Origin of the sequence: Undibacterium sp. Dicai25W (assembly GCF_049340505.1) — a bacterium.
Classification (GTDB): domain Bacteria; phylum Pseudomonadota; class Gammaproteobacteria; order Burkholderiales; family Burkholderiaceae_D; genus Undibacterium; species Undibacterium jejuense.
In genome coordinates, this window is the sequence record NZ_JBMPOQ010000012.1 from 43786 (window position 1) to 65750 (window position 21965).

Here is a 21965-nt window from a genome sequence, read left to right on the forward strand (position 1 = left end):
TCTTTCCTGGGAAATTACCGTCAATTCAGGCGCCAATTTACTGGAAGTTTTGATTTCAAATGGTCGCAGAAATGTAGTGTTGGTTCATGTGAATCTGATATGCATTAAGTAAATATCTATATGTCATTGTTGGAAAAACTAAACAGACCACTTTATCTTGGTATTTAAAATAAATTAAATATAGTTGTTTAAAAACAGATGCTTACATCTAATTATTGATCAATATAATTAATACCAATGTCGCTCATGTTAATACCACGTAGATACCGCTTGACAACCACTTTTGCCGTCCTTAAAGTGAGACTCATTCGAAATTTTTGTCTGATTTTCACTCGCAATATCCAGGTTTGAAATCGACAATTCCGGATGCAAATGGGTGGTGTAACTGCCGAAAACTCTTTTTAAATTGAGGTGAATTTTGCGGTTTGGCTCAATAATTTATTTGTAAAAAAATAAATTTAAAATGATTTTTGGGACGAAGTTATAAGGCAATTTTACAAAAAAAGAATATTGCCTCCTTTATTTGTAGTGGCATCTAAGTGGATTTTTTTTTGTTGTAAAAAGTTGGTGTTTTTGTGTCGGTGGGGACTTGGCTTTTCATTAAATTGAAGTACTTTAGCTAAAAAATTGTTTAAAAAAATCCTTGGGGGAGTAAATGAAACATAATTCAACATCTGGTTTGACACCTATTGCTTCGGCAGTAGCGCTGCTGGTTCTGAGTGCATCGATGTCAGCGCAAGCACAGCAGGCGCAACAGCCTGCTGCACAAGAGGTCGTTGTAACGGGTATCCGTGCTTCGATGCAAAATGCAGTAAATATTAAGAGAAATTCAAATTCCGTCGTTGACGCCGTCTCTGCAGAAGACATCGGTAAGATGCCAGATACCGACGTTGGTGAATCACTGGGACGTGTTCCAGGTGTTTCTGTTGGCCGTGCTTTTGGTCAAGGTGCATCTGTATCTGTGCGCGGCTCTGATCCACAAATGACATACACAACATTGAATGGTCAGACGATTGCTTCTACTGGTTGGTATGACCAGCAATCTATTGATCGTTCATTTAACTACTCCTTGTTGCCTTCAGAATTGATTGGTGGCATAGAAGTGTACAAATCCTCTCAGGCAGATCTGACTGAAGGTGGTATTGGTGGTACGGTGATTGTTAAAACCCGTAAGCCATTGGATATGCCATCTGGTTCTGCATTTATTGGTGCGAAAATCGGTAAGGGCACTGTCAGCACTGAGTTGGATAAAGATGTGTCTGGTCTTTATAGCTGGAAGAATGAAGCCAATACATTTGGTGTGTTAGTTGGTGGTGCGGTCGAAAATGGTGAATATATTCGCCGTGGTATTGAGTCTGACTCACGCTGGTCTGGTGACGTTGCGCCAACGACCTTCGTGCAAGAGCGTAAGCGTCAAGCGTTTAACTTGAACTTGCAAGCTCGTCCAACCAAAGATCTGGATCTTGGTCTGAATTACTTAAAACTGAAATTGACTGGCGATAACTCGAACACGAGTCAGTACGTTTTCCAAAACACTTACGATCCTGCAGCGAAAACAGGATTCAATAACTGTACATCTTTGAATGCTGCTGGTGTATGTACAAGCAGTACAACAACGGCGGCAACTGCAAACAATGCATTCTTGCAGACTTGGGCGCGTACTGCAGAAATGACGTCTGATAGTTTGAATCTGAATGGTACGTACAAGGGTAACGGCTTTAAACTGGATGCGGTTGCTGGTTCTACCAAGGCAGACGGTGGTACTTCTGAAACAACTAACTACGCTTACTATTCAGGTGATGCGACTGGTCCAAATCTGCCAAAATGGACGGGTAATATCAATGCTACAGGTAAGCAAATTATTATGACACCAAGTTCGCCTCAGGATGTTGCTTTGGCGAATTTGCCTGGAAGTATTGGTCCTTCAGGTTCTTGGGCGACGTCTAAAGGACCTAACACTGACAAAGAAAATTATGCGCAAGCTGATTTGTTGTTGAACCTGGACTGGGCTAGCGGTATTTCTTCCTTCAAAACTGGCTTCCGCGTCTCGGATCACACGTTTGAAAAGAGTTCTTACCGTGCTAATTTTGCTGCGACTACCATCAACGCTCCAACTGCAAGTTTGTACAGCGGCACGATTGCGATGGGTCCAAACGGTTGGTCAAATCCAAAACCAAATATTGATGCAATGATGGCTAACACCAATCAAAACATCACTGGTTGGACTTATGATCGTAGCGGTTACGGCAAACTTGAAGAAAAAAATACCGCGATCTACGGTATGTTTAACTTCGAAAAAGAACAGTGGCATGGTAACTTTGGTGCCCGTTATATTAGTACCGATGCTACTGGGACCGGATATGCGTTTAACGGCACGCCATTGGCTGCTGGTGACATTGGTAATAACAATGGCTGGAGTAATAGTCTGACTAGTCAGACGGCAAAATACAACGACGTATTGCCAAGTCTGAATATTGCTTATGACCTCAACAAAAACACGATTTTGCGCTTAGCAGCTTCTCAGGCGGTTACTCGTCCTAATTTTGATAACATGTTCCTGGCGACAGAAACTGGTTATCAGGATAAAACGGCCGGTAATGAAACAATTACTTACGGTAGTGTAGCTCTGAAGCCAATGAAGTCCACACAGTTGGATCTCAGTGTTGAGTACTACTATGGTAAGGGTAACCTGTTGTCTTTGACTTACTTCCACAAAGACATCAATAACTTCATCACTACGCAGACTGCTGTTAATCAAAGTATTGGTGTGGTTAGTCCGGATAGTGGAAAAGATAGCTGGACAGTGAATCGCTATGTCAATGCTGGCGGCGGTAAAATCGATGGATTGGAAGCGCAAATTAATCATTCCTTTGATAATGGCTTCGGTGTTGTTGCCAACTACACGCTGGCAAACGCCACTGCACCAGCAACTAGCTACCAGGATCAGTTGAACGTATTTACGCAGTCTTCCAAGCACAATGTGAACTTGCTCGGTTACTGGGAAAGCCCGCAGTACTTTGCTCGTGCTGCCTACAACTGGCGTTCTGAGTATATGTTGCGTGAAACTGGTTGGTACGGTAACCGTATGCATGATTCTTATGGCACATTGGATGCAAGTATTGGTTGGAATGTTACTGACAAAATTCGCTTGACGTTGGAAGCAACAAACTTGCTGAAAGCAGACGATGTTCAATATGGTGCGGCATCAACCACCACTACAGTAAAAGTGCCTTTGCAAGCTGGCTATCCAGCATGGTCATTCAAGGGAGAGACAACTTATCGTCTGAGTGTCAGCGCTAAGTTCTGATGTAAGTTTGATGTATAAAAAAGCCCGGTTTATGCCGGGCTTTTTTTGAAACCCATGCCAGATTGATGCGTGGGATTGTCAAAATATAGTCCCTCCTTTAGTCTGTGATTTTTACGTATGACTGTGGTGATCACTGCGCAATTACGGTGCCGGTGGATGCCTCATATAATGAAGAAATACCGATATTTTCAGATACCTCATCGACGATTATATGGACACTCGTTTTGCAATTAGTATGCCGCCCGTCATTGAGTCAGTGAAGATAGGCGAGCATTATGCCTTGATCATCGATAATTTTTTGCAGGATCCGAAGGCTCTAAAAGAAATTGCGATGCAAAGTCAGTTTGAACCTTATCCTGGAGTGCGGGACGGTAAAGGATATCCTGGCGTGCGCGCTAAAGCACCAGAGCAGTATTCGTTCAACCTGACCGAGTTACTAGAACCAGTTATTAAAGCAAATTTTGATGTGCCAGAGGTATTGGCTGTACGCAAGAGTATCTGCATGTTTTCGTTGACGACCACGCCAGCAAACGAGTTGGGTCCCTTGCAATGCACGCCACATTTTGATGCCAGTACGCCAAATCATATGGCAGTGTTACTTTATCTTTGCGATCAGCAGCATGGAGGGACTGGTTTCTATCGGCATAAGAAGACTGGTCTGCAGCAAATTACTGCTGGCAATCGTGAAAGCTACCTTGACATTTATTACGAAGAAATTAATGCGGAACGACCACCGCAAAGATATTTTGATGAATCGAACTCTCAGTTTACTTTTCTGGGGATGATCCCAGCAAAATTTAACCGGTTGGTGGTTTATCGCGGCAGCTTACTGCATTCTGCGTGCATCAATCCGGTAATTAGTATCAATGCGAATCCAGATTCTGGACGTCTGACGGTGAATACCTTTTACGATTTCTGATGATAAACGGATCTGGTTTGATTGGGAGGTGGTTGGAGAAGCGCTATACGTCAAACAGTATTTTTGTTTTATTAGGACACATAAAAAGCAAAGAGGTATTTGAGCTTAGCATTATTTCGATACAATACCACTTAAATACCTATTGACAACCACTATAAAAAAACTTTACAGTGAAGTACTTTAGTTTAACAGAACTTCAAGCGTAAATTGCGTTTCGGAAAATTTGCTCGCTATAAATATATCAATGAATAATTTACACACACCGCAGGCAACTCTGGTAACACCGAGCCAGACTAAGAGCGTTGAACAAGCACGCAAGTTAAGCTATCTGATTGGTGTCGATGGTGGTGGTACTGGCACGCGAGTGGTGTTAGCTGATGGAAATGGTACTGAGTTGGCGCGCGGCGCTGGTGGGCCATCTGGTCTGGTTCATGGACGGCAAAAAGCGTGGGATTCTATTCTGGTTGCAATTCGTCAGGCGTTTCAGGATGCCAATCTGGCGATGCCAGAATTATCTGCAATGGCCATCGGTTGCGGCTTGGCTGGTGTGAATAATGTTCAATGGGCTGCTGAGTTTATCGCGCTTAATCCTGGTTTCGCCGTACTAAAAGCGGAAACAGATGCTTATACCACTTTGCTCGGCGCACATCTTGGACAGCCAGGTGTGGTTATAGCATTGGGGACGGGTAGTGTTGGTGAAGTGCTGCAAGCGGATGGTCAGCGGCGCGAGGTTGGTGGTTGGGGTTTTCCTGTCAGTGATGAGGCAAGTGGTGCATGGTTGGGCTTGCATGCAGTCAATCACTTGCAACGTACGCTCGATGGCCGGGCTACTGCGAATCCATTTTCGGCTGCGGTATTGGCGCATTGTGGTGGCAATAAAGATGCGGTTTTTGCGTGGCTTGCCAGTGCTAACCAAACCCGCTATGCCGAATTGGCGCCGATCGTGATTCGTTGTGCCGCAGAAGTAGATGTGGCGCGTAATATCATCCTGGCCGCAGGTCGCGAGGTGCAAGCAATGGCGCATGCACTCGACACTAGCGGACAATTGCCGATCGCCTTGTGTGGTGGTCTGGCCGCGGTGATGACGCATTATTTACCATTGGAATTGCAACAAAGAGCGCAAAAACCGCAGGGAGATTCAGCGAGCGGTGCTTTGATTTTGATTCAACATTATCTGCAAAAAATATAACAAGAGAGACAAAAAATGCTGACACAACTGGACGATTTTAAACCTGATAACGAGAGCTCTACGCCGCTCTATTTGCAATTGGCAAATAAGCTGGCGAACGGCATCCATAGCGGACAGTGGCAGCCTGATGAGGCACTGCCCTCAGAGCGTATGCTGTCCGAGGTTTTGCAGATTTCCCGCGTCACAGCGCGTAAAGCCATAGATATGTTGTGTGAGCGTGGTTTGCTGACGCGCAAACATGGCTCTGGCACTTATATTACGCCGAAGTTGGAGCAACCTTTATCCCGTCTGACCAACTTTAGTGAAGAGTTGCGTCAACGCGGTTTTGTGCCTGGATCACGCTGGATTTCCCGTGAAACTGGCATTGCATCGCCGGAAGAAATTTTATCTCTGGGCTTGTCGCCAAATACCGTTGTATCGCGTCTGAAGCGTCTGCGTACAGCAGATAACGTGGTGATGGCGATTGAAAGTACCACCGTGCCAGCGATGTATATGCCAAACCCAAAATTGGTCACAGATAGTTTGTACGGCTATTTGGAGTCACACAATGTTGCGCCGACCCGCGCGTTGCAACATATTCGCGCAGTAAATGCGACACCTGAACAAGCCCGATTGGCAGATATCAAACAAGGCGCTGCCATGTTGTTTATCACCCGCGTTGGCTACTTACCAAATGGCACCGCGATTGAGCTTTCGCATTCGTACTGCCGTAGCGATTACTACGACTTCGTGGCGGAGTTGTTCAGATGAGTGTGAATCAACAATTGCAAGGAAAAATACTCACGCCAGAAGGCTGGGTAAATGGTGAAATTCAGTTTTCGGAAAAAATTGAAAGCATCGAGGCGAGTGATTTTTCTGCTGAACCAGAGTATTTTATTTTGCCTGGCTTTGTGGATTTGCATGTGCATGGCGCTGGTGGTAAAGACACCATGGAAGCCGGAGACGCAGTGCAAGTGATTGCACGTCAACATGCTAAACATGGGACGACCAGTTTGCTGGCGACCACCATGACCGCGCCAATGGCCGATATTGAAGCGGCACTGCGTGCGATACAACCTGTGATCGAGCAAAGACCCGCTGGTGCTGCAAGAGTGCTTGGCGTGCATCTGGAAGGGCCGTACATTAATCCGGGTAAGCTTGGTGCGCAGCCCGATTTTGCTGATATTGGTTCGCTCGCACAAGTAAAACATCTGGATGCGATTGCGCCGATTAAACTCATTACCGTTGCGCCTGAAATGGAAGGGCATTTGCAACTGGTCAGCGAACTGTGTTCGATGGGTATGCAGGTGCAGATTGGTCATACATTGGGCACGTATGAAGATGGTGTCGCTGCTTTGCAAAATGGCGCTAAGGGTTTTACTCATTTGTACAACGCGATGTCGCGTCTTGATCATCGAGCTCCGGGTATGGTTGGTGCAGCCCTAGCTCATGCCGAGTTTTCGGAAATTATTCCTGATTTATTACACGTACATCCTGGTGCAATTAAAGCCGCAATGCGGGCTATTCCTCATTTGTTTTGCGTGACTGATTCTACGGCTGCCTCGGGTATGCCTGATGGGCAATACATGCTCGGTCGTCAGGTGGTGCATAAATGTTTGGGCGGTGTGCGCCTCGAAGACGGCACGCTGGCAGGTAGTACCCTGACCATGGATCAGGCTTTGCGCAATCTGGTCAGTATCGGACTTGATTTGGAAGACGCTTCCAAACGGGTTTCTACTTACGCCGCTGATTACCTCGGATTATCTGAACGTGGCCGTTTGAAAGCGGGCGCGTTTGCCGACCTCGTTGTGCTGGATCGTCAGCTCAACCTCATTGCTGTGTATGTAGAAGGAGAAAAGATTGACCTCGCAAATGCTTAAAGAAGCCTGTTCTTCCGCAGAACGTGTCGCTTATCAATTAACCCAGGATCGTGAACGCTATGTTGAGCTTGGTGCTCATCTGCGCGCCAAACCGCCGACTTCAGTCGTGACTGTTGCGCGTGGTAGTTCTGACCATGCAGCGAATTACGCTGCGTATCTGATCATGCAAAGACTGGGACGCATCGTCGCATCCTTACCGATGTCTTTGGTGACTTTGAATAAAGCACCATTGCTGGCAAAAGATGCATTGGCAATTGCTATTTCCCAATCTGGTCAGAGCCCTGACGTGGTAGAGCCTATCTCCTATTTCAGTCAGGGTGGCGCCACCACGGTAGCGCTCGTGAATGATGCTACCTCGCCTTTAGCCCAAGCAGCACAATGGACTATGCCTTTACATGCCGGTCCAGAACTGAGTGTTGCTGCCACCAAGAGTTTTATCACTTCGTTGGTCGCTGGTGCTCGTCTCGCAGGTCATTGGCAAAACGACGCGGCATTTTTAGATGCGATAGAACAGTTGCCTGAAGCGCTGACAGCAGCGACTCAATTAGATTGGTCACCTGCATTAGAAGTGCTGACGCCAGCACAACGCATTATGGTGGTGGGGCGTGGTATCAGTTTCCCGGTTGCCTTGGAATCGGCATTGAAGTTTAAAGAAACCTCAGTTATTCAAGCAGAAGCATTTAGTGGTGCAGAGATCAAGCATGGTCCTATGGCCTTGATTCATGATGGTTATCCTTTGTTGATCTTCGCAACGCGTGGGCCGGCACAAGATGGTTTGATCAAGCTCGCCGAAGAAATGCGTGGCCGCGGTGCGAATGTATTGCTGGCAGCACCGGATAATATTAAAGAACGTAATCTTACTTTGCCTGTTGCAGCGACTCCTGACCTTGATCCTATCGTGGCGATTCAGGCGTTTTATGTGATGGCGGCTAACTTGTCAGTGGCACGCGGACTTGATCCTGATAAACCACGTCATTTGAGCAAAGTGACTAAAACCAACTAAACCCAACTAAACCCAACTAAACCCAACTAAGCATCTTCAGGTTGGTGTGAAATTTTTTTAATGTATAAAAACATACTCCCTCTCAGTATTAAAAAATATTCTAATAAAGGTATCGGTTAGATGCACTATTTTTTAAAAAAATGGGGGAGTATATTTAATTCGCGTATTTCTAGCAAAATCGTTGCCAGTCGCAAGCGAGACGGCAGGCTTGTTTTCGCTCAGATCATCAGCACCTTTGTTTTGCTGCTTTCTTTTCAGACCTCGGCTTTTGCAGTTCAGAAAATCGAATTCTGGACCATGAGTCTTAAGCCCAAATTTATTCCGTATTTTCATGATCTGGTGCGTGACTATGAGATTACTCATCCCGGCGTTCAGATCGTCTGGGTGGATTTTCCTTGGGACATCTTGCAGCTCAAGTTGATCACCGCCATTGCCGCAGGCAAACCCCCAGCACTGGTCAATCTCAGTGTGCCCTGGGCTGAGGAAATGGCACGCGATGGCTTGCTGGAACCCTTGGATGCGTATTTAACCATGCCGGGTCAAGCGATGCCATACACGGATGCGGCATTAGCAGATTTGCGCTTCAATGGAAAAGTGTATGGCTTCCCACATTACAGCAACGTCAATGTGATTGCCTATAATCGCCAACTATTGGCAGCAGCGGGCATCACGCAAGCGCCTCAAAATATGGATGAGCTGTTAGCACTGGCCGTAAAGGTGGCCGCCAAAACTGGCAAACCAGGCTATGCACCCGCTTTAGGTAAAATCGACGGCTTCATGATGCAGCAAGGGCTGGATTTGATCGTTGATGGCAAGGCGGTTTTTAATTCGCCAGCGCATGTAGCCTTAGTTAAAAAACTGGCAGCAACCTACAAAGCCAATGGTTTTTTAAAAGATAAGTTGTTCGCTGAAGACAATTTTCCAGCTGTCGTCGATGCTTATCTGGGAGGGCGATTAGCGGTCATGGTGAGTGCTCCCACGGCGATCAAACGCATACAAACTGATGCACCTGACATCTATGCGCAAACCGGCATTTTTCCTATGCCAGCAGGCCCCACAGGTATTAACGACGGTGGCTGGATGTTTCACTTCGCGATTCCTAAAGGTGTGAAGTCACAAGACGTACCAGCAGTCGCAGAATTTGCACGTTACCTGACCGGTGATCGCAGTCAACTTGCTTTTGCTCGTTTGGCTGGCGTCATGCCAATCACGAAGCAAGCCTTAGCCAATCCGTATTTCAAACAATTGCCAGTCAATGCTGGTGCGGCAGAATTAGCATCTGCCGTGGCCGCAAACTCGATGAATTCAGCACGTAGCTTATATGTTGCCGGTATCGATGATTATGACGAATTACGTCGTTTTCTGGTGAAAGCAGTTGAGGCTGGCGTTACCGGAAAAGCCGACATCCAGACTTCCCTCAATGAAGCTGTTGTGATCTGGAACAAGAAATTAGCCAAGGTACACAGGCCATGAGTCATTACCGCCATTCATCTAAATTAGCCTACGCCTTTCTGGCCCCCGCATTGCTGTTGCTGGCGGCGTTTTCGTTCTGGCCGGTGTTTTACGGTTCGTATTTAAGCTTCACCGATTTTAGTCTGATGCGAACCACGCATTGGGTTGGCCTGGATAATTATCAGGCTTTGTTTAGCAATGATATGTTTTTAACCGGACTGAAAAATTCACTGATTTTTTTATTGGTCGTGCCATTTACCCAGATCGGTGCGATCAGTCTGGCGGTGCTGGTCAACAATCAATTGCCTGCGATTCGCTGGTTCCGTGCCGCGTATTATGTACCCGTAGTGACGACCGTTTCTGTGGTGGGCATTATGTGGGGTTTTATGTTTCATGAGCAAGGCACGCTCAATTATGTGCTGTTGCAATTACATTTGATACACACGCCCTTAGGTTGGTTGTCTGATGATGCATTAGCTTTATTTGCCATCATGTTTGTGTCTTTCTGGCGCGGTCTGGGTTGGTATATGGTGATGTATCTGGCGGCTTTGCAATCTTTGCCTTCAGAGATGCAAGAAGCCGCCATACTCGATGGCGCAAATCGTTGGCAACGTTTCTGGCGCATCACCGTGCCTATGCTATATCCAACCATCATGGTGTGCAGCATTATGTCCGTATTGGCGGCATTAAAAGCGTATCAGGAAGTCGATGTGCTGACGCAAGGCGGGCCGATGAACTCGACGTTTACTGCGCTCTACTATGCGTATGATCAAGGTTTAAAACATTTAAAATTGCCGCGCGGTTTAGCTGCCAGTTTTGTGGTGTCTGTGTGCTGCATAGGTATCGCCTTTACGTGTCTGAAATATCTGAAGCCAAGGCACCGCGAATGAAATTGGCAGCCAAAATGAATCATCATAAAATTTTCCGTATCGTGTCGCAGTATCTGGTGCTTGGCGTGATCGCTGTGATTTGCGTTTTCCCGTTTTGGTGGACTTTTGTCGTCGCCATTTCTACCAAAGGAAATATGTTTGAATTCCCGCCGACGTTTTGGCCGCAAGGCATCTCGTTGGATAATTTTATTGAAGTCTTTCGGGTCATACCCATCCTGGCGTTTTATAAAAATTCGTTGTTGATTACAGTTGCGACGGTACTCGGGAAATTAGTGATTTGTTCGCTGGCCGCTTATCCTTTATCGAGGATGGAATTTCGCGGCAGTAAATTGATACTGGGCATCATTCTCGCAACGATGATCTTGCCTTCTGAAGTGAATTTTTTGGTCAACTTTATTAGCATGACAAAACTAGGTCTGGTTGATACCTATACCGGTGTGGTATTGCCCAATGTTGTGACCGCCGTTTCTATTTTGTTGCTCAAGCAGGCGTTTGATGAGGTGCCGCAGGATTTGTTAGATGCAGCGCGGGTGGATGGTGCAACAGAATGGACGATCTTTTACCGCATCGTTTTACCATTGATTACGCCTTGGTTGGCAACGGTCGGCATTTTGACGGCGGTGGAAGCATGGAATGAATATATCTGGCCATCGATCATCATTGCTAAGCCGGAAGATTTTCCTTTGTCAGCAGGTGTTTTATATTTGCGCGGCACCTACGGCAGCAGCACCCGCGTTATTGCAGCGGGAACAATTTTGACAGTCGCACCAATTCTGGTCGCCTTTTTATTTACTCAGCGCTTTTTTATGCGCGGTATGGATGGAGCAGTGAAATGACGCAAGACAAACAGTATGTAATGAGCCTTGAAGAAGCACGTAAGTTGGCGGGCCAGTTAGTGATGATACGCATGCCAATCACCAGTCTGGATGAAGAATCAGCACATTATTTGAAGCAACATCACATCCGTGCCATCTGCCTGTTCCGCGGCAATATGACAGATGAAATTCAGCTCAAAAAATTGACATCTGATTTGCGTGAAGCGATGGGCCCGGAGTCGCTGATCGCTATTGATCAAGAGGGTGGGGCGGTAGTCCGTGCCACCTGGGTACCGCAACCACCTGCAGCAATGTCACTCGGTGCTAGTGATGATCCAGAATTATGTTGTCAGGTTGGTGCAGCCGTAGCACGTGGTGTGAAGGCTTTAGGATTTAACTGGAATTTTGCTCCCGTACTGGATTTGAATAATAACGTCGATAACCCAGTCATCTCGGAACGCTCATTTGGCTCTGATCCACAACGCGCAAGCGAATTGGCGCTGGCATGGATGGACGGCAGTTTGTCCGAAGGCGTGGCGTGCTGCGTCAAACACTTCCCAGGCCATGGCGATACCAATGTCGATTCACATCGCGACTTGCCGACCGTGGATAAATCACTGGAACAATTGCAGGCTTTGGAATTAGCTCCATTCCAGATTGCAGTGAGCCGCAACGCGCCAGCAATGATGACCGCACACATCGTTTATCCAGCTTTGGATGCAGACAACCCGGCAACGATGTCTAAGCCTATTCTGACCGGCTTGTTGCGTGATCAGTGGAATTATCAAGGCGTTGTCATTACCGATGGTATGGACATGCATGCAATTGCTGGTCGCTACGGCGTCGGCAATGCCGCAGTGAAAGCCTTGTTAGCTGGTGCTGATCTGGTGATGGCCTTGGGTACAACAGAAACGCAAATTGAAACGCTCGAAGCCTTAACTGAAGTCATTGCGAGTGGTCAGATTACCCGTGAAGAAATTGCTCAACGCCTGGCGCGTGTGCGTAGCCTGACCGATGCTTATCCATGTCAATCTACTGCATATCAATCAGACATGGCAGACCGTATTTTGATGTCGTCCGCTTGGAAGCGTGGATTGACAGTCAGCGGCAATCCAGTCGCACCAGCCAAAGGTAGTAAGGTGCGTCTGGTCATCAGTGCTGACGTGGTGAGTGATGGCGTTTCTGAAGCAGGTATTCCTGCCGAAAAAGTCACGGCCATGCTCAGCAGCGTGTACGACGTTGAGACGGTTTGTTTTGAAGACGCCAATAGCTTTGACTGGAACGCTTTGCCGCAAGATGGTCGCTTTGTGATCCTGGCATCCACAGTACGTATTCGATACAGCCAACAAGTCCGCGATAGCTGGAAGCCTGATTTGCATCTGGTGTTGTGGAATCCGTTTCAAATGTTGGATATTCAGGCACCAGCCTTGATGACATATGGCTTTGCGCCACCCGCGGTGGATGCTGCGCGCGCCTGGTTTGCCGGTGAAATCAGTGCAGACGGAAAAATTCCTGTTCACGGATTTAACTGAGCATATTTCAAATCCTTGCACAGAGAAGATCAGCAGATTGAGCCAGGCCTTTGAGGCTCAATCTGCTGATCTGAAAAACCCGTTTAAAAAAAATAAAATCATCAGAGACAAATCATGGCCGACGTCAGACTTCAACAACTCGCAAAATCCTATGGCAATAATCAGGTATTGCGACATATCGATTTGCACATACAAGATGGCGAGTTCATGGTATTCGTGGGACCGTCTGGTTGCGGTAAATCGACATTGCTGCGCATGATTGCGGGTCTGGAAGAAATCGATGAAGGCGAGTTACTGATAGGTGGTGCGCGAATGAACGACACGCCACCAGCACAACGTGGTTTAGCCATGGTGTTTCAATCATATGCTCTATATCCGCATATGACGGTATTTGAAAATATGGCGTTTAGTCTGAGTTTGTCCGCAATGGCTAAGTCTGAAATTGCCAACGCCGTTCACAAAGCCGCCGCAGCATTGCAAATCATACATTTGCTGGATCGTAAGCCGCGCGACCTGTCAGGTGGACAAAGACAACGGGTTGCTATCGGCCGCGCGATCGTGCGTCAACCGCAACTATTTTTGTTTGACGAACCATTGTCTAATCTTGATGCCAGCCTACGCGTACAAATGCGTATAGAACTCAGCAAAATGCATAGAGAATTGCAGTCAACCATGATTTATGTCACGCATGATCAGGTAGAAGCAATGACGCTGGGACAGCGTATCGCCGTCTTTAACGGCGGCGTTATTGAGCAGGTTGGTACGCCATTGGCATTGTATGAACATCCGGCTAATTTGTTTGTGGCTGGTTTTCTCGGGTCACCAAAAATGAATTTTTTATCTGCCTCTGCGATGACTGCCAGCGCTCAAGGTTTAATCGTGCAATTGACGGATGGTAGTCTTTTGCAAGTCTTGGTCGATGCTAGTGACATACAAATTGGCGATAAGCTGACCATAGGAATAAGAGCGGAACATCTGTCCCTCAGTGATGCTCGTGAAACAGAGCAAAATCAACTGAATGTTAACGTGAATTTTGTTGAGCATTTAGGCGACACGTATATCGTTTATGCGAATTTTCCTGGTGCCGAAAATCTGTTAGCTGCAAAATTCCCGGCAACGCATCAGTTTTTACTGGCGGGTCAAAAATTGTGCCTGAAAGTAGAAGCAGAGCATTGTTATGCCTTTACTAAAGCGGGTGCAGCGTTGTCGCGTTTGACTTCGACTCTGGTGAGTGAAGTTTGATGAATACGGCTACCGTCAATTGTATTAGCACAGGTAATCGAAGTCTGAGCATTGATGTCTTTCGCGGTATCACGATTTTGTTGATGATATTTGTGAACGACTTAGCGGGAGTTTCTGGCGTGCCGCTTTGGTTGAATCATATGCCTGCAGATGTTGACGGCATGTCTTTGGCTGATTTGGTTTTTCCTGCCTTCTTATTCATCGTCGGCTTATCTCTGCCGCTGGCGCTAAAGCAGCGGCAGCGGGCTGGCGCAAATCGATCTAACCTGCTGGCGCATCAGCTGCTGCGTTCACTTTCGCTGATCGTCATTGGTGTGATGATGGTGAATGCTGAAGAGGGGTTCCAGCAAAAAGCCATGCCTGTCTCTATCCATTTATGGTCCGCATTTTCATTAGTCGCGATGATAATGGTGTGGCATGTTGCGAGTAAATTGTCTCCGCGCAGCAGTTTGTTCTTACGTTGGCTAGGCATTGCCGTATTGGTGGCTTTAGCTCTGATTTATCGCGGCGGTGAGGATGGCCAATCAGGATTGCAAGTACAATGGTGGGGTATACTTGGCTTGATAGGTTGGGCGTCGCTATTTGCCAGTTTAGTGGCGATTTTCTTTGGTCTTTCGCTACCGGCCATCATAGTTAGTCAACTCCTGTGCTTGCTTGGATTTATACTTTTCCAGCCACAGTATTTGTCTCAAATTCCGGCGCTGCATTGTCTGCGAGACGAAGCGAATCAGTTCACGCATACCATGTTGGTGCTATGCGGTGCATGTGTTTCGCAGATGTTGTATGGTTTGCCCGCGACAACTGTAGCAGAACAGTATCAACGTTTGCGCTTATTGTTGATCTGGAGTGTTAGTGCATTCATGATTGCGACGATCTTGCATCGCTATTTTCCGATTTCAAAAATTCATGCAACACCCTCGTGGGCGTGGTTTTCAATCGCTTTTTGCAGCGCTATTAGTTCATTACTCTATCTGGTAATTGATGTTATGCGATGGGAAAACTGGTATCAGTTTTTGCTTTCCCCGGCAAAAAATTCGCTGCTGATCTATTTGTTGCCGTTTTTGATTTATAGTGCTTCACAGTACTTGCAACTCGAATTGTTACCCATATTGCGGACTGGCATCTTTGGAATGCTATCGAGCCTTATTTACGTCGGGCTGTTAATTTACCTCGTAAAGTTTTTGAATAGGTTAGGATTAAAATTAAAATTGTGACAATGTAATAATGGCAGGCTTGAGTATAATTTTTTTAAAGATTCTGCCTTTTTTGTCTTGTTCAATTTTTATATTGGACTCGTCGGGTGGGGTGTCCCAGCTTGTTATTTTTATTGCTATTGATGCGCTTGCTGGGTAACCGTTTTTATGTTTAACATGCTAACGTATCAAAAAAATACATTTTCTAGCTTTTCACTACACTGCGATCCAAGACTTATAGCCCGCGATTCGCCTGCATGCAATAATTGGACATTCTTTGCAGCAAGTTTATTGCTGAATATCTTATTGTTAAAGCATATTTTTGATGGAGCTTGTTAGATGTCCTGGACATTGATCCGTCTACGCTGGCTGGCTTTACTTTTTGTATTTGCTATGTCTATGGCCGATGCCGCTGAATTGCAGCGCAATATCAAGGTCGGCATTCTTCCATACCTTTCCCCTCAGGTTCTAATCACCTTGTTTGCTCCGGTTCGTGAGCAATTGCAACAACAAACTGGAATCCCGGTTGAACTTTATACAGCTACTGATGTACCTGGTATCTTAAAAAAATCGCTACACCAAGATTATGATGTGCTCATCATGTCTGCACATCTTTCCAGATTGCTACAAAAAAGAGCTGGTTATATTCCCGCTATTCAATTTACTAATGATTTGTATGGTTCCGTGTTTGTGGCGGATAATTCCAATATGCTTAAATTGGCCGATTTGCGGGGGAAGAAGCTGGCTGTCACTGACCGGGCAGTGTTGGTTAATTTAGCGGTATTCAAAGCGCTTCAAGAAGACCATATACGTGAAGGTGATTTGATAGTCAGGCCAAGTTTGAATCAGAACGCAGCTCTGTTGTCCATAGTTAAAGGCGAAAATGACGCTGCGATAGCCGCTCATTTTGCCTTGGATCAAATGCCTGAAGAACAAGCGCGTTGTTGTCGTGAAATTTTTCGTACTCAGGCCTTGCCAAATATGATGATCTCGTTTTCTTCGCGATTATCTGAGAAACAAAGGCTGGCCTTGACGTCGGCATTGCTCAATTTGCCAGAAACTGAGGCTGGCGCGCAATTTTTAAAAAATAGTCGGTTTGGTGGGGTAAAAAAAATTGAGTTGTCGAGTATGCCTGAATTGGATAAATTTCTTCCTAAAACCTTAAAGTATCTGGATTTGCAATGAGATTGTCGTTACGTTGGAAATTGGTTTTAGGCTGCGTACTGGTAGAAGTGGTCATGCTGAGCTTTTTGGTTGCTAATAGTTTACGGCTCAATCATGATCACATGGTGCAATTGGTCGATCTTCGGTTGAAAGAAGTCTCAGTCTTATTGAATGCATCCATCGCCCCAGCGCTCGCTCAAGAAGATTACGCTGCGATTAACGATGTGTTTCGCAGTAGTCGTCGCAAAGACGGTATTGTTTATTTTCTTTTGTTTGATCATGATCATCATTTGATCGTCTCGAATGGTTGGGATAGTGAATTGCCACAGGACCTTTCCCATTTTCAAGCCGCAAAAAGCCCAACGCGCATTGATGCACGCTTGCCTGTCACATTGGCTGGTTTGCCCTATGGTGATTTGATGTTTGGCGTGAATACCCAATTTGTACTGGATGCACGTAACAATTTGTTGAAAGAATCTATTCTGATTGCCGCGGTAGAGATTTTACTGTCTTTTATTTTTATCGCTTTACTAGGTTCTTGGCTGACACGTCATTTAAAACGTCTTGAAGTCGCTGCAAACGCAATCTCTCGTGGTGAATATGGACTGCGCATTGCGCATACAGGTAATGACGAAGTTGGGATAGTAGGACGCGCTTTAAATGTTATGGGAGAACAATTAGAGCGCGATATTCTCACCTTAAAGCATAGTGAACAGCAACAACGTGAAACCGCCGAACGATTGCAGTCGGTATTTGAAGCAGTTCCTGATTACCTGACACTGAGCAAATTAGACAATGGCATGATCGTCTATGCGAACGCGGGTTTTGAAGCAATAACTGGCTACACACGTAATGAGACCATGGGTAAAACCAGCCTGGAAATGGGAATTTGGCTCGATATAGAAAATCGCAAACGTTGGGTAAAAATTGTTAAAGTTAACGGCTATGTGAGTGATTATCAGACATCCATTCTGGCTAAGGATGGTACGGTAAAAGCGATACTGTTGTCAGCAAAGCTTCTGAACATTGATGGAGTTCCTCACATTGTCACTATCTGTAAAGATATTACGGAGCGTCTTGAATCCGAAGTGAAGGTGGAGATGAGCCGTCGCAAACTTCAGGCAGTGCTTGATGCAGCTTCAGAAGTCTCGATCATAGCGACGGATGTCTACGGCAAAATAACGATGTTCAATAGTGGCGCAGAAAAGATGTTGGGATATAGCGCAGATGAGTTTTTGGGCAGACTGACACCAGCACCTTTTCACGACAAAGAAGAATTGCGCGAACGGAGCCGGCAATTATCTAAACAATTTTCGCGCCATATTTCTGGTATCGAGATTTTTACCGCGATAGCGATTAGAGATGGTTCTGATTTCACTAACTGGACGTATATTCACAAAAGCGGCAAACGTATTAATGTTTCCCTTGTCGTCACAACGATGCGCGATGAGTTTGAAAACGTCGTCGGCTTTTTGGGGATCGCCCGAGACATTACGCCACAAGTTGAGGCTAGAGCTGCACTGAGTAAGCTTAATGATGAACTCGAATCAAGAGTTGTTGTGAGAACCGCGGAACTGAAAACAGCCAACGATGAGTTAGCTGCAGCCATGGAAAAATTACAGCTGGCGCAGGATGAGTTGATACGCTCAGAAAAGCTCAAAGCTTTAGGAAATATCGTTGCCGTAGTCGCGCATGAGCTCAATACGCCGATTGGTAATAGCCTGACAGTGGCGAGCACTTTGCGTGAAAAAACCAAACATGTGAATCAATTATTTGCTGAAGGTGGCTTACGCAAATCGAGTCTCAGTGAGTATCTGAGCGATGCTGATGAGGGAACCTCTATTTTAATCCGTGCGTTAAATCGCTCCAGTGATCTCGTTAACAATTTTAAACATGTTGCTGTCGACCAGACCACAGAACAACGCCGGCCATTTGATTTGCATGACGTTATCGTCGATGTGGTTGCAGTATTGAGTCCGATGTTACGCAAAACGCCTTACCGTTTTAATTTTGAGGTTCCTTCAGGGATATTGATGGATAGTTACCCTGGTCCGTTAGAGCAGGTCGTGACAAATTTAATCACCAATTCTCTGGCGCATGCATTTGAGGATAAAGATCAAGGCGAGATGTATTTGAGCGCATCTCTACTTGACGACAATACGGTTCAAATTATTTTTACGGATGATGGCGTCGGGATAGAAACAGATCACCTATCACGAATTTTTGATCCGTTTTACACTACCAAATTAGGGCGTGGTGGAACAGGTTTAGGTTTGAACATCGTACACAATATTGCCACCAAAACTTTAGGGGGGAATTTGAGTGTTGAGAGCATTTATGGCAAGGGTACCGTATTTACTCTCAACATCCCGTTAAAGGCGCCAATCTGAGGGCGCTATTGGTTGCCGATTAAGCTTTGCTATTTGCTTCCATGCTTTGATCTGTGACGACAGTATCATTGGTCGCTGGTGTGCCGTCCTTAATCTTGACAAAGCGTGTCAGTATCAAAACAGGAATAGCTGAGATTAATACCCATACAAAAAAGTTCTTGTATCCCAAAGCAACCTGAATATCGCCACTGATCATTTTAAAGAACACAAAACCCAGTTGCATGACACCAGTACCTAAGGCGTAATGCGCAGTCTGGTATTTGCCGACCGCCACAACTTGCATGATGAAAAGAATTAATCCGACAAAACCAAAACCATAGCCAAACATTTCAAAGCTCAATGCAGTCGCGATCACGCTCATATTGTCGGGCAGCGTGCTGCTCAGAAAAAAGAACACCAGGTTTGGTACATTCATCGCCAAAATCAACCAAGGCAGTGCCCGACGTAAGCCCAGCCACGACGCGAAATAACCACCGAGAATACTCCCCCCGAGAAACGCGACTGTACCTGCCGTTCCATAGACGACACCAACCTGATCTGTACTCAGACCTAATCCACCGAGTTCCCGTGAATCGCGCAAAAACAAGGGACCTATTGTTTGAATTTGACCTTCACCTGCGCGAAATAAAATGATGAAAGTAATTGCAAGCCAGATACCCGGTTTTTTAAAAAAATCGATAATCACATCGAGTAAGGTCGTGAATACACTGCGCATTGATGCTTCAGTATTAGTGTTTTTAGTCCCTGGCAATGCCCAGCTATGATATAAACCGAGCGCTGTCAGCATGATACCGAGTATGCCAAAAATGATCATCCAGGCATGATGCGCATCCATTTGCTTTTCTAAATGACCTGCCAGAATCACCAGCCCACCGAGCGATATAAATTTTGCTGCGTTAAAGAAAGCACCTTGCCAACCTGCGTAGGCGGCTTGTTGCTTATTACTGAGACTGGCAATATACAAACCGTCGGCAGCGATATCATGGGTTGCCGAAGCGATTGCTACTACCCCTAGTAGTGCAATACTCATCGCAAAATACATCGGCATTTGTAACGATAATGCGACTAGTCCAAGGCAGACACCGCCGATGAGCTGAAACGAGACAACGATCAGTTTTTTACTGCTCGCAGCTTCCAGAAATGGACTCCATAGACATTTAAATACCCAAGCCAAACCAATCAAGCCAGTCCAGCGGGCAATTTGATCATTGGGAACACCTAAACTTTTATACATCAGACCTGCGACCAAGGCGACGGCATAAAAGGGTAAACCTTCTGCCAGATATAAGGTGGGTACCCAACGCATAGGGTGGACGCTTACTGTCTTTTCAGTAGTCATAAGATAGTCTCAATGGCATAAATTATTATGGTGCTGATCGGCTTGAATTTTCATCTTTATAACGTCGACAGCAAAGCTTAGGATTCAGAACATACTAGTGCCTGTCACCTAGGTCAACTGGTTTTATATTTGCAATGCCACTTAAGTGCCAGTATTATTTGTTTGGTTTAAATATCGAGCATATTTTTTACTTTAATACACTGAGAATCTTCCATAAATCGCCGATTATCAGCGCGCTGTCTGGATGTTGCATTTGCTGGGTTAACATGTGTTGATTGATTAACTGGTATTGTCATCGCTAAGATTATTTTTTGCTGTTTTCAGGATGCCAGGAAGATGATTTTCTCGGTAATTGGTATTGGAATTAATTCAAATGCGAAACTGTAAGACCTTCTGAATTTTGTTGTTGCTGACTTTTGTGCTGCACAGAGCCAGGTAGCTTGCACGGGTTATTTGATAAAGACAAGAAGGTAGTTTTTTTAGTACTTTCTAGTACATCAATAAAATTACTTGTATAAAAATGGAGACAAAGTACGTGGAAAAACAAAAACAAGGTCGTTTTTTATCGGTAGATGTATTTCGTGGCCTCACCGTCGCCGCCATGTTATTGGTCAATAATGCTGGTGATTGGGAGCACGTATTCCCATGGCTTGAACATGCTGAGTGGCACGGATGTACACCGGCAGATTTTATTTTCCCTTTCTTTCTACTGATCGTCGGATTATCGGTTTCTCTTGCATTGAGCCCACAATTAGAACGCGGCGTCAACGTGAATGACTTGCGATCTTCCGTGCTATGGCGCGCTGTACGTTTGTTTTGTCTGGGCTTGGCATTACATTTGATTGCTACGTTAACGATTGATGGGCGTGCGTTCCGACTGCTTGGCGTGCTGCAAAGAATTGGTATTTGTTTTGCTTTTGCAGGTTTATGCGTATTGTACATACGCTCCTTCATGCAGCGTTGGATATTGACTGCTTTGATCCTGGTGACTTCTACTTTGGCACTGTTGACATACGGATCTTTATTGCCAGGACAAAACCTGGCAGACCATATTGATACGATGTTATTAGGTCATTTCGCTTATAGCTTTGATGCGGTGACAGGGCTGGCACATGACCCTGAAGGTATCTTTTCTACATTCCCGGCTTTCGCCAGTGTTTTGTTGGGTGTTCAGGCCGCCTGGTTTTTGCGTCAAAGCAAATTATCTGCTTTATGTCTGATCGGTGTCGGCATGTTGGTGGTGGGCTATTTGATGTCTTACTGGTTGCCAATGAATAAGCAATTGTGGACGGCTTCATTTGTGTTTTGGACCAGTGGCGCCGCTTATCTCGTCATCGCTGCGTTTCATTGGCTGATTGATCTCAAGAATTTCCCTGGCATTGGGCGTAGTTTTGGCATCAATTCCATCGCTGCTTATGCTGGTTCATGGGTGGCGACTTGTTTGCTTGCATTCAGCGGTTGGGGAGACGCCATTTACAAACATGTCTTCTTGCCATTGTTGGGCGCGCGATTCGGTGAGGACTTTTCGTCGTTTGCGTTTGCGTTGGTATTTACCGCAGTGTTCGCCGCGCTCATGTATGGGATGGCGCGCAAGGGTTGGCGTATAGTGATCTGACGAATAGAGGGCGGTTACATTAACACTGCCCTTCATTTTTTATCCACAAAAAAGTA

Annotated in this window: 16 protein-coding genes; 15 read left to right on the forward strand and 1 reads right to left on the reverse strand. The window is 45.8% G+C overall.

Going from position 1 to position 21965, the window contains the following annotated elements; genetic code table 11:
- The first annotated feature begins 655 nt into the window (after window positions 1–655).
- From ACO0KY_RS13755 to ACO0KY_RS13820, 14 genes are all read left to right on the forward strand, one after another.
- Window positions 656–3307, forward strand: coding sequence for a TonB-dependent receptor (locus ACO0KY_RS13755; protein ID WP_423046921.1), 2652 nt, complete (start codon window positions 656–658; stop codon window positions 3305–3307).
- Window positions 3308–3518: 211 nt separating this feature from the next.
- A complete protein-coding gene (locus ACO0KY_RS13760; protein ID WP_423046923.1) occupies window positions 3519–4226 on the forward strand; it encodes a DUF6445 family protein in 708 nt (235 codons plus the stop codon).
- 244 nt (window positions 4227–4470) lie between these two features.
- Entirely contained in the window at window positions 4471–5415 is a 945-nt protein-coding gene (locus tag ACO0KY_RS13765) for a BadF/BadG/BcrA/BcrD ATPase family protein (RefSeq protein WP_423046925.1), read from the forward strand.
- A 15-nt stretch (window positions 5416–5430) separates the two neighbouring features.
- Window positions 5431–6165 (forward strand): GntR family transcriptional regulator, encoded by a 735-nt coding sequence (locus tag ACO0KY_RS13770; RefSeq protein ID WP_186912915.1) that lies wholly within the window; start codon window positions 5431–5433, stop codon window positions 6163–6165.
- A complete protein-coding gene (nagA, locus tag ACO0KY_RS13775) occupies window positions 6162–7274 on the forward strand; it encodes an N-acetylglucosamine-6-phosphate deacetylase (RefSeq protein WP_423046927.1) in 1113 nt (370 codons plus the stop codon). Before ACO0KY_RS13770 ends, nagA begins: the two co-directional genes overlap by 4 nt.
- Window positions 7267–8277, forward strand: coding sequence for an SIS domain-containing protein (locus ACO0KY_RS13780; RefSeq protein ID WP_423047036.1), 1011 nt, complete (start codon window positions 7267–7269; stop codon window positions 8275–8277). Before nagA ends, ACO0KY_RS13780 begins: the two co-directional genes overlap by 8 nt.
- Before the next feature lie 297 nt (window positions 8278–8574).
- Window positions 8575–9750, forward strand: a complete 1176-nt coding sequence (locus ACO0KY_RS13785) for an ABC transporter substrate-binding protein (RefSeq protein ID WP_423046929.1) — start codon at window positions 8575–8577, stop codon at window positions 9748–9750.
- Window positions 9747–10619: a carbohydrate ABC transporter permease gene (locus ACO0KY_RS13790; RefSeq protein ID WP_423046931.1), complete on the forward strand. Its 873-nt coding sequence runs from the start codon at window positions 9747–9749 to the stop codon at window positions 10617–10619. Before ACO0KY_RS13785 ends, ACO0KY_RS13790 begins: the two co-directional genes overlap by 4 nt.
- A gap of 14 nt (window positions 10620–10633) precedes the next feature.
- Window positions 10634–11455 (forward strand): carbohydrate ABC transporter permease, encoded by an 822-nt coding sequence (locus tag ACO0KY_RS13795; RefSeq protein ID WP_423046933.1) that lies wholly within the window; start codon window positions 10634–10636, stop codon window positions 11453–11455.
- Complete coding sequence (nagZ, locus tag ACO0KY_RS13800; RefSeq protein ID WP_423046935.1) at window positions 11452–12966, forward strand: beta-N-acetylhexosaminidase; 1515 nt, start codon at window positions 11452–11454, stop codon at window positions 12964–12966. The genes ACO0KY_RS13795 and nagZ overlap by 4 nt, the downstream gene beginning before the upstream one ends.
- Before the next feature lie 114 nt (window positions 12967–13080).
- Window positions 13081–14208 carry an ABC transporter ATP-binding protein gene (locus ACO0KY_RS13805; RefSeq protein WP_423046937.1) on the forward strand — a complete coding sequence of 376 codons (1128 nt, stop codon included), beginning with the start codon at window positions 13081–13083 and terminating at the stop codon, window positions 14206–14208.
- A complete protein-coding gene (locus tag ACO0KY_RS13810; protein WP_423046939.1) occupies window positions 14208–15422 on the forward strand; it encodes a DUF5009 domain-containing protein in 1215 nt (404 codons plus the stop codon). The genes ACO0KY_RS13805 and ACO0KY_RS13810 overlap by 1 nt, the downstream gene beginning before the upstream one ends.
- A gap of 318 nt (window positions 15423–15740) precedes the next feature.
- The gene (locus ACO0KY_RS13815) at window positions 15741–16586 is read left to right on the forward strand and encodes a phosphate/phosphite/phosphonate ABC transporter substrate-binding protein (protein WP_423046941.1); all 846 of its coding nucleotides are present in this window, start codon (window positions 15741–15743) and stop codon (window positions 16584–16586) included.
- Window positions 16583–18955, forward strand: coding sequence for a PAS domain S-box protein (locus ACO0KY_RS13820; protein ID WP_423046943.1), 2373 nt, complete (start codon window positions 16583–16585; stop codon window positions 18953–18955). The genes ACO0KY_RS13815 and ACO0KY_RS13820 overlap by 4 nt, the downstream gene beginning before the upstream one ends.
- A 19-nt stretch (window positions 18956–18974) precedes the next feature.
- Here the strand turns inward: ACO0KY_RS13820 and ACO0KY_RS13825 are convergent, their stop codons facing one another.
- Entirely contained in the window at window positions 18975–20294 is a 1320-nt protein-coding gene (locus ACO0KY_RS13825; RefSeq protein ID WP_423046945.1) for an MFS transporter, read from the reverse strand.
- A 535-nt stretch (window positions 20295–20829) separates the two neighbouring features.
- Between ACO0KY_RS13825 and ACO0KY_RS13830 the strand changes: the two genes are divergently transcribed.
- Window positions 20830–21909, forward strand: a complete 1080-nt coding sequence (locus tag ACO0KY_RS13830; RefSeq protein WP_423046947.1) for an acyltransferase family protein — start codon at window positions 20830–20832, stop codon at window positions 21907–21909.
- Window positions 21910–21965 lie beyond the last annotated feature (56 nt).

Coding starts and splice junctions, on each gene's coding strand:
- ACO0KY_RS13755 (WP_423046921.1), top strand. CDS start 656: ATGAAACATAATTCAACATCTGGTTTGACACCTATTGCTTCGGCAGTA.
- ACO0KY_RS13760 (WP_423046923.1), top strand. CDS start 3,519: ATGGACACTCGTTTTGCAATTAGTATGCCGCCCGTCATTGAGTCAGTG.
- ACO0KY_RS13765 (WP_423046925.1), top strand. CDS start 4,471: ATGAATAATTTACACACACCGCAGGCAACTCTGGTAACACCGAGCCAG.
- ACO0KY_RS13770 (WP_186912915.1), top strand. CDS start 5,431: ATGCTGACACAACTGGACGATTTTAAACCTGATAACGAGAGCTCTACG.
- nagA (WP_423046927.1), top strand. CDS start 6,162: ATGAGTGTGAATCAACAATTGCAAGGAAAAATACTCACGCCAGAAGGC.
- ACO0KY_RS13780 (WP_423047036.1), top strand. CDS start 7,267: ATGCTTAAAGAAGCCTGTTCTTCCGCAGAACGTGTCGCTTATCAATTA.
- ACO0KY_RS13785 (WP_423046929.1), top strand. CDS start 8,575: ATGAGTCTTAAGCCCAAATTTATTCCGTATTTTCATGATCTGGTGCGT.
- ACO0KY_RS13790 (WP_423046931.1), top strand. CDS start 9,747: ATGAGTCATTACCGCCATTCATCTAAATTAGCCTACGCCTTTCTGGCC.
- ACO0KY_RS13795 (WP_423046933.1), top strand. CDS start 10,634: ATGAATCATCATAAAATTTTCCGTATCGTGTCGCAGTATCTGGTGCTT.
- nagZ (WP_423046935.1), top strand. CDS start 11,452: ATGACGCAAGACAAACAGTATGTAATGAGCCTTGAAGAAGCACGTAAG.
- ACO0KY_RS13805 (WP_423046937.1), top strand. CDS start 13,081: ATGGCCGACGTCAGACTTCAACAACTCGCAAAATCCTATGGCAATAAT.
- ACO0KY_RS13810 (WP_423046939.1), top strand. CDS start 14,208: ATGAATACGGCTACCGTCAATTGTATTAGCACAGGTAATCGAAGTCTG.
- ACO0KY_RS13815 (WP_423046941.1), top strand. CDS start 15,741: ATGTCCTGGACATTGATCCGTCTACGCTGGCTGGCTTTACTTTTTGTA.
- ACO0KY_RS13820 (WP_423046943.1), top strand. CDS start 16,583: ATGAGATTGTCGTTACGTTGGAAATTGGTTTTAGGCTGCGTACTGGTA.
- ACO0KY_RS13825 (WP_423046945.1), bottom strand. CDS start 20,294: ATGACTACTGAAAAGACAGTAAGCGTCCACCCTATGCGTTGGGTACCC.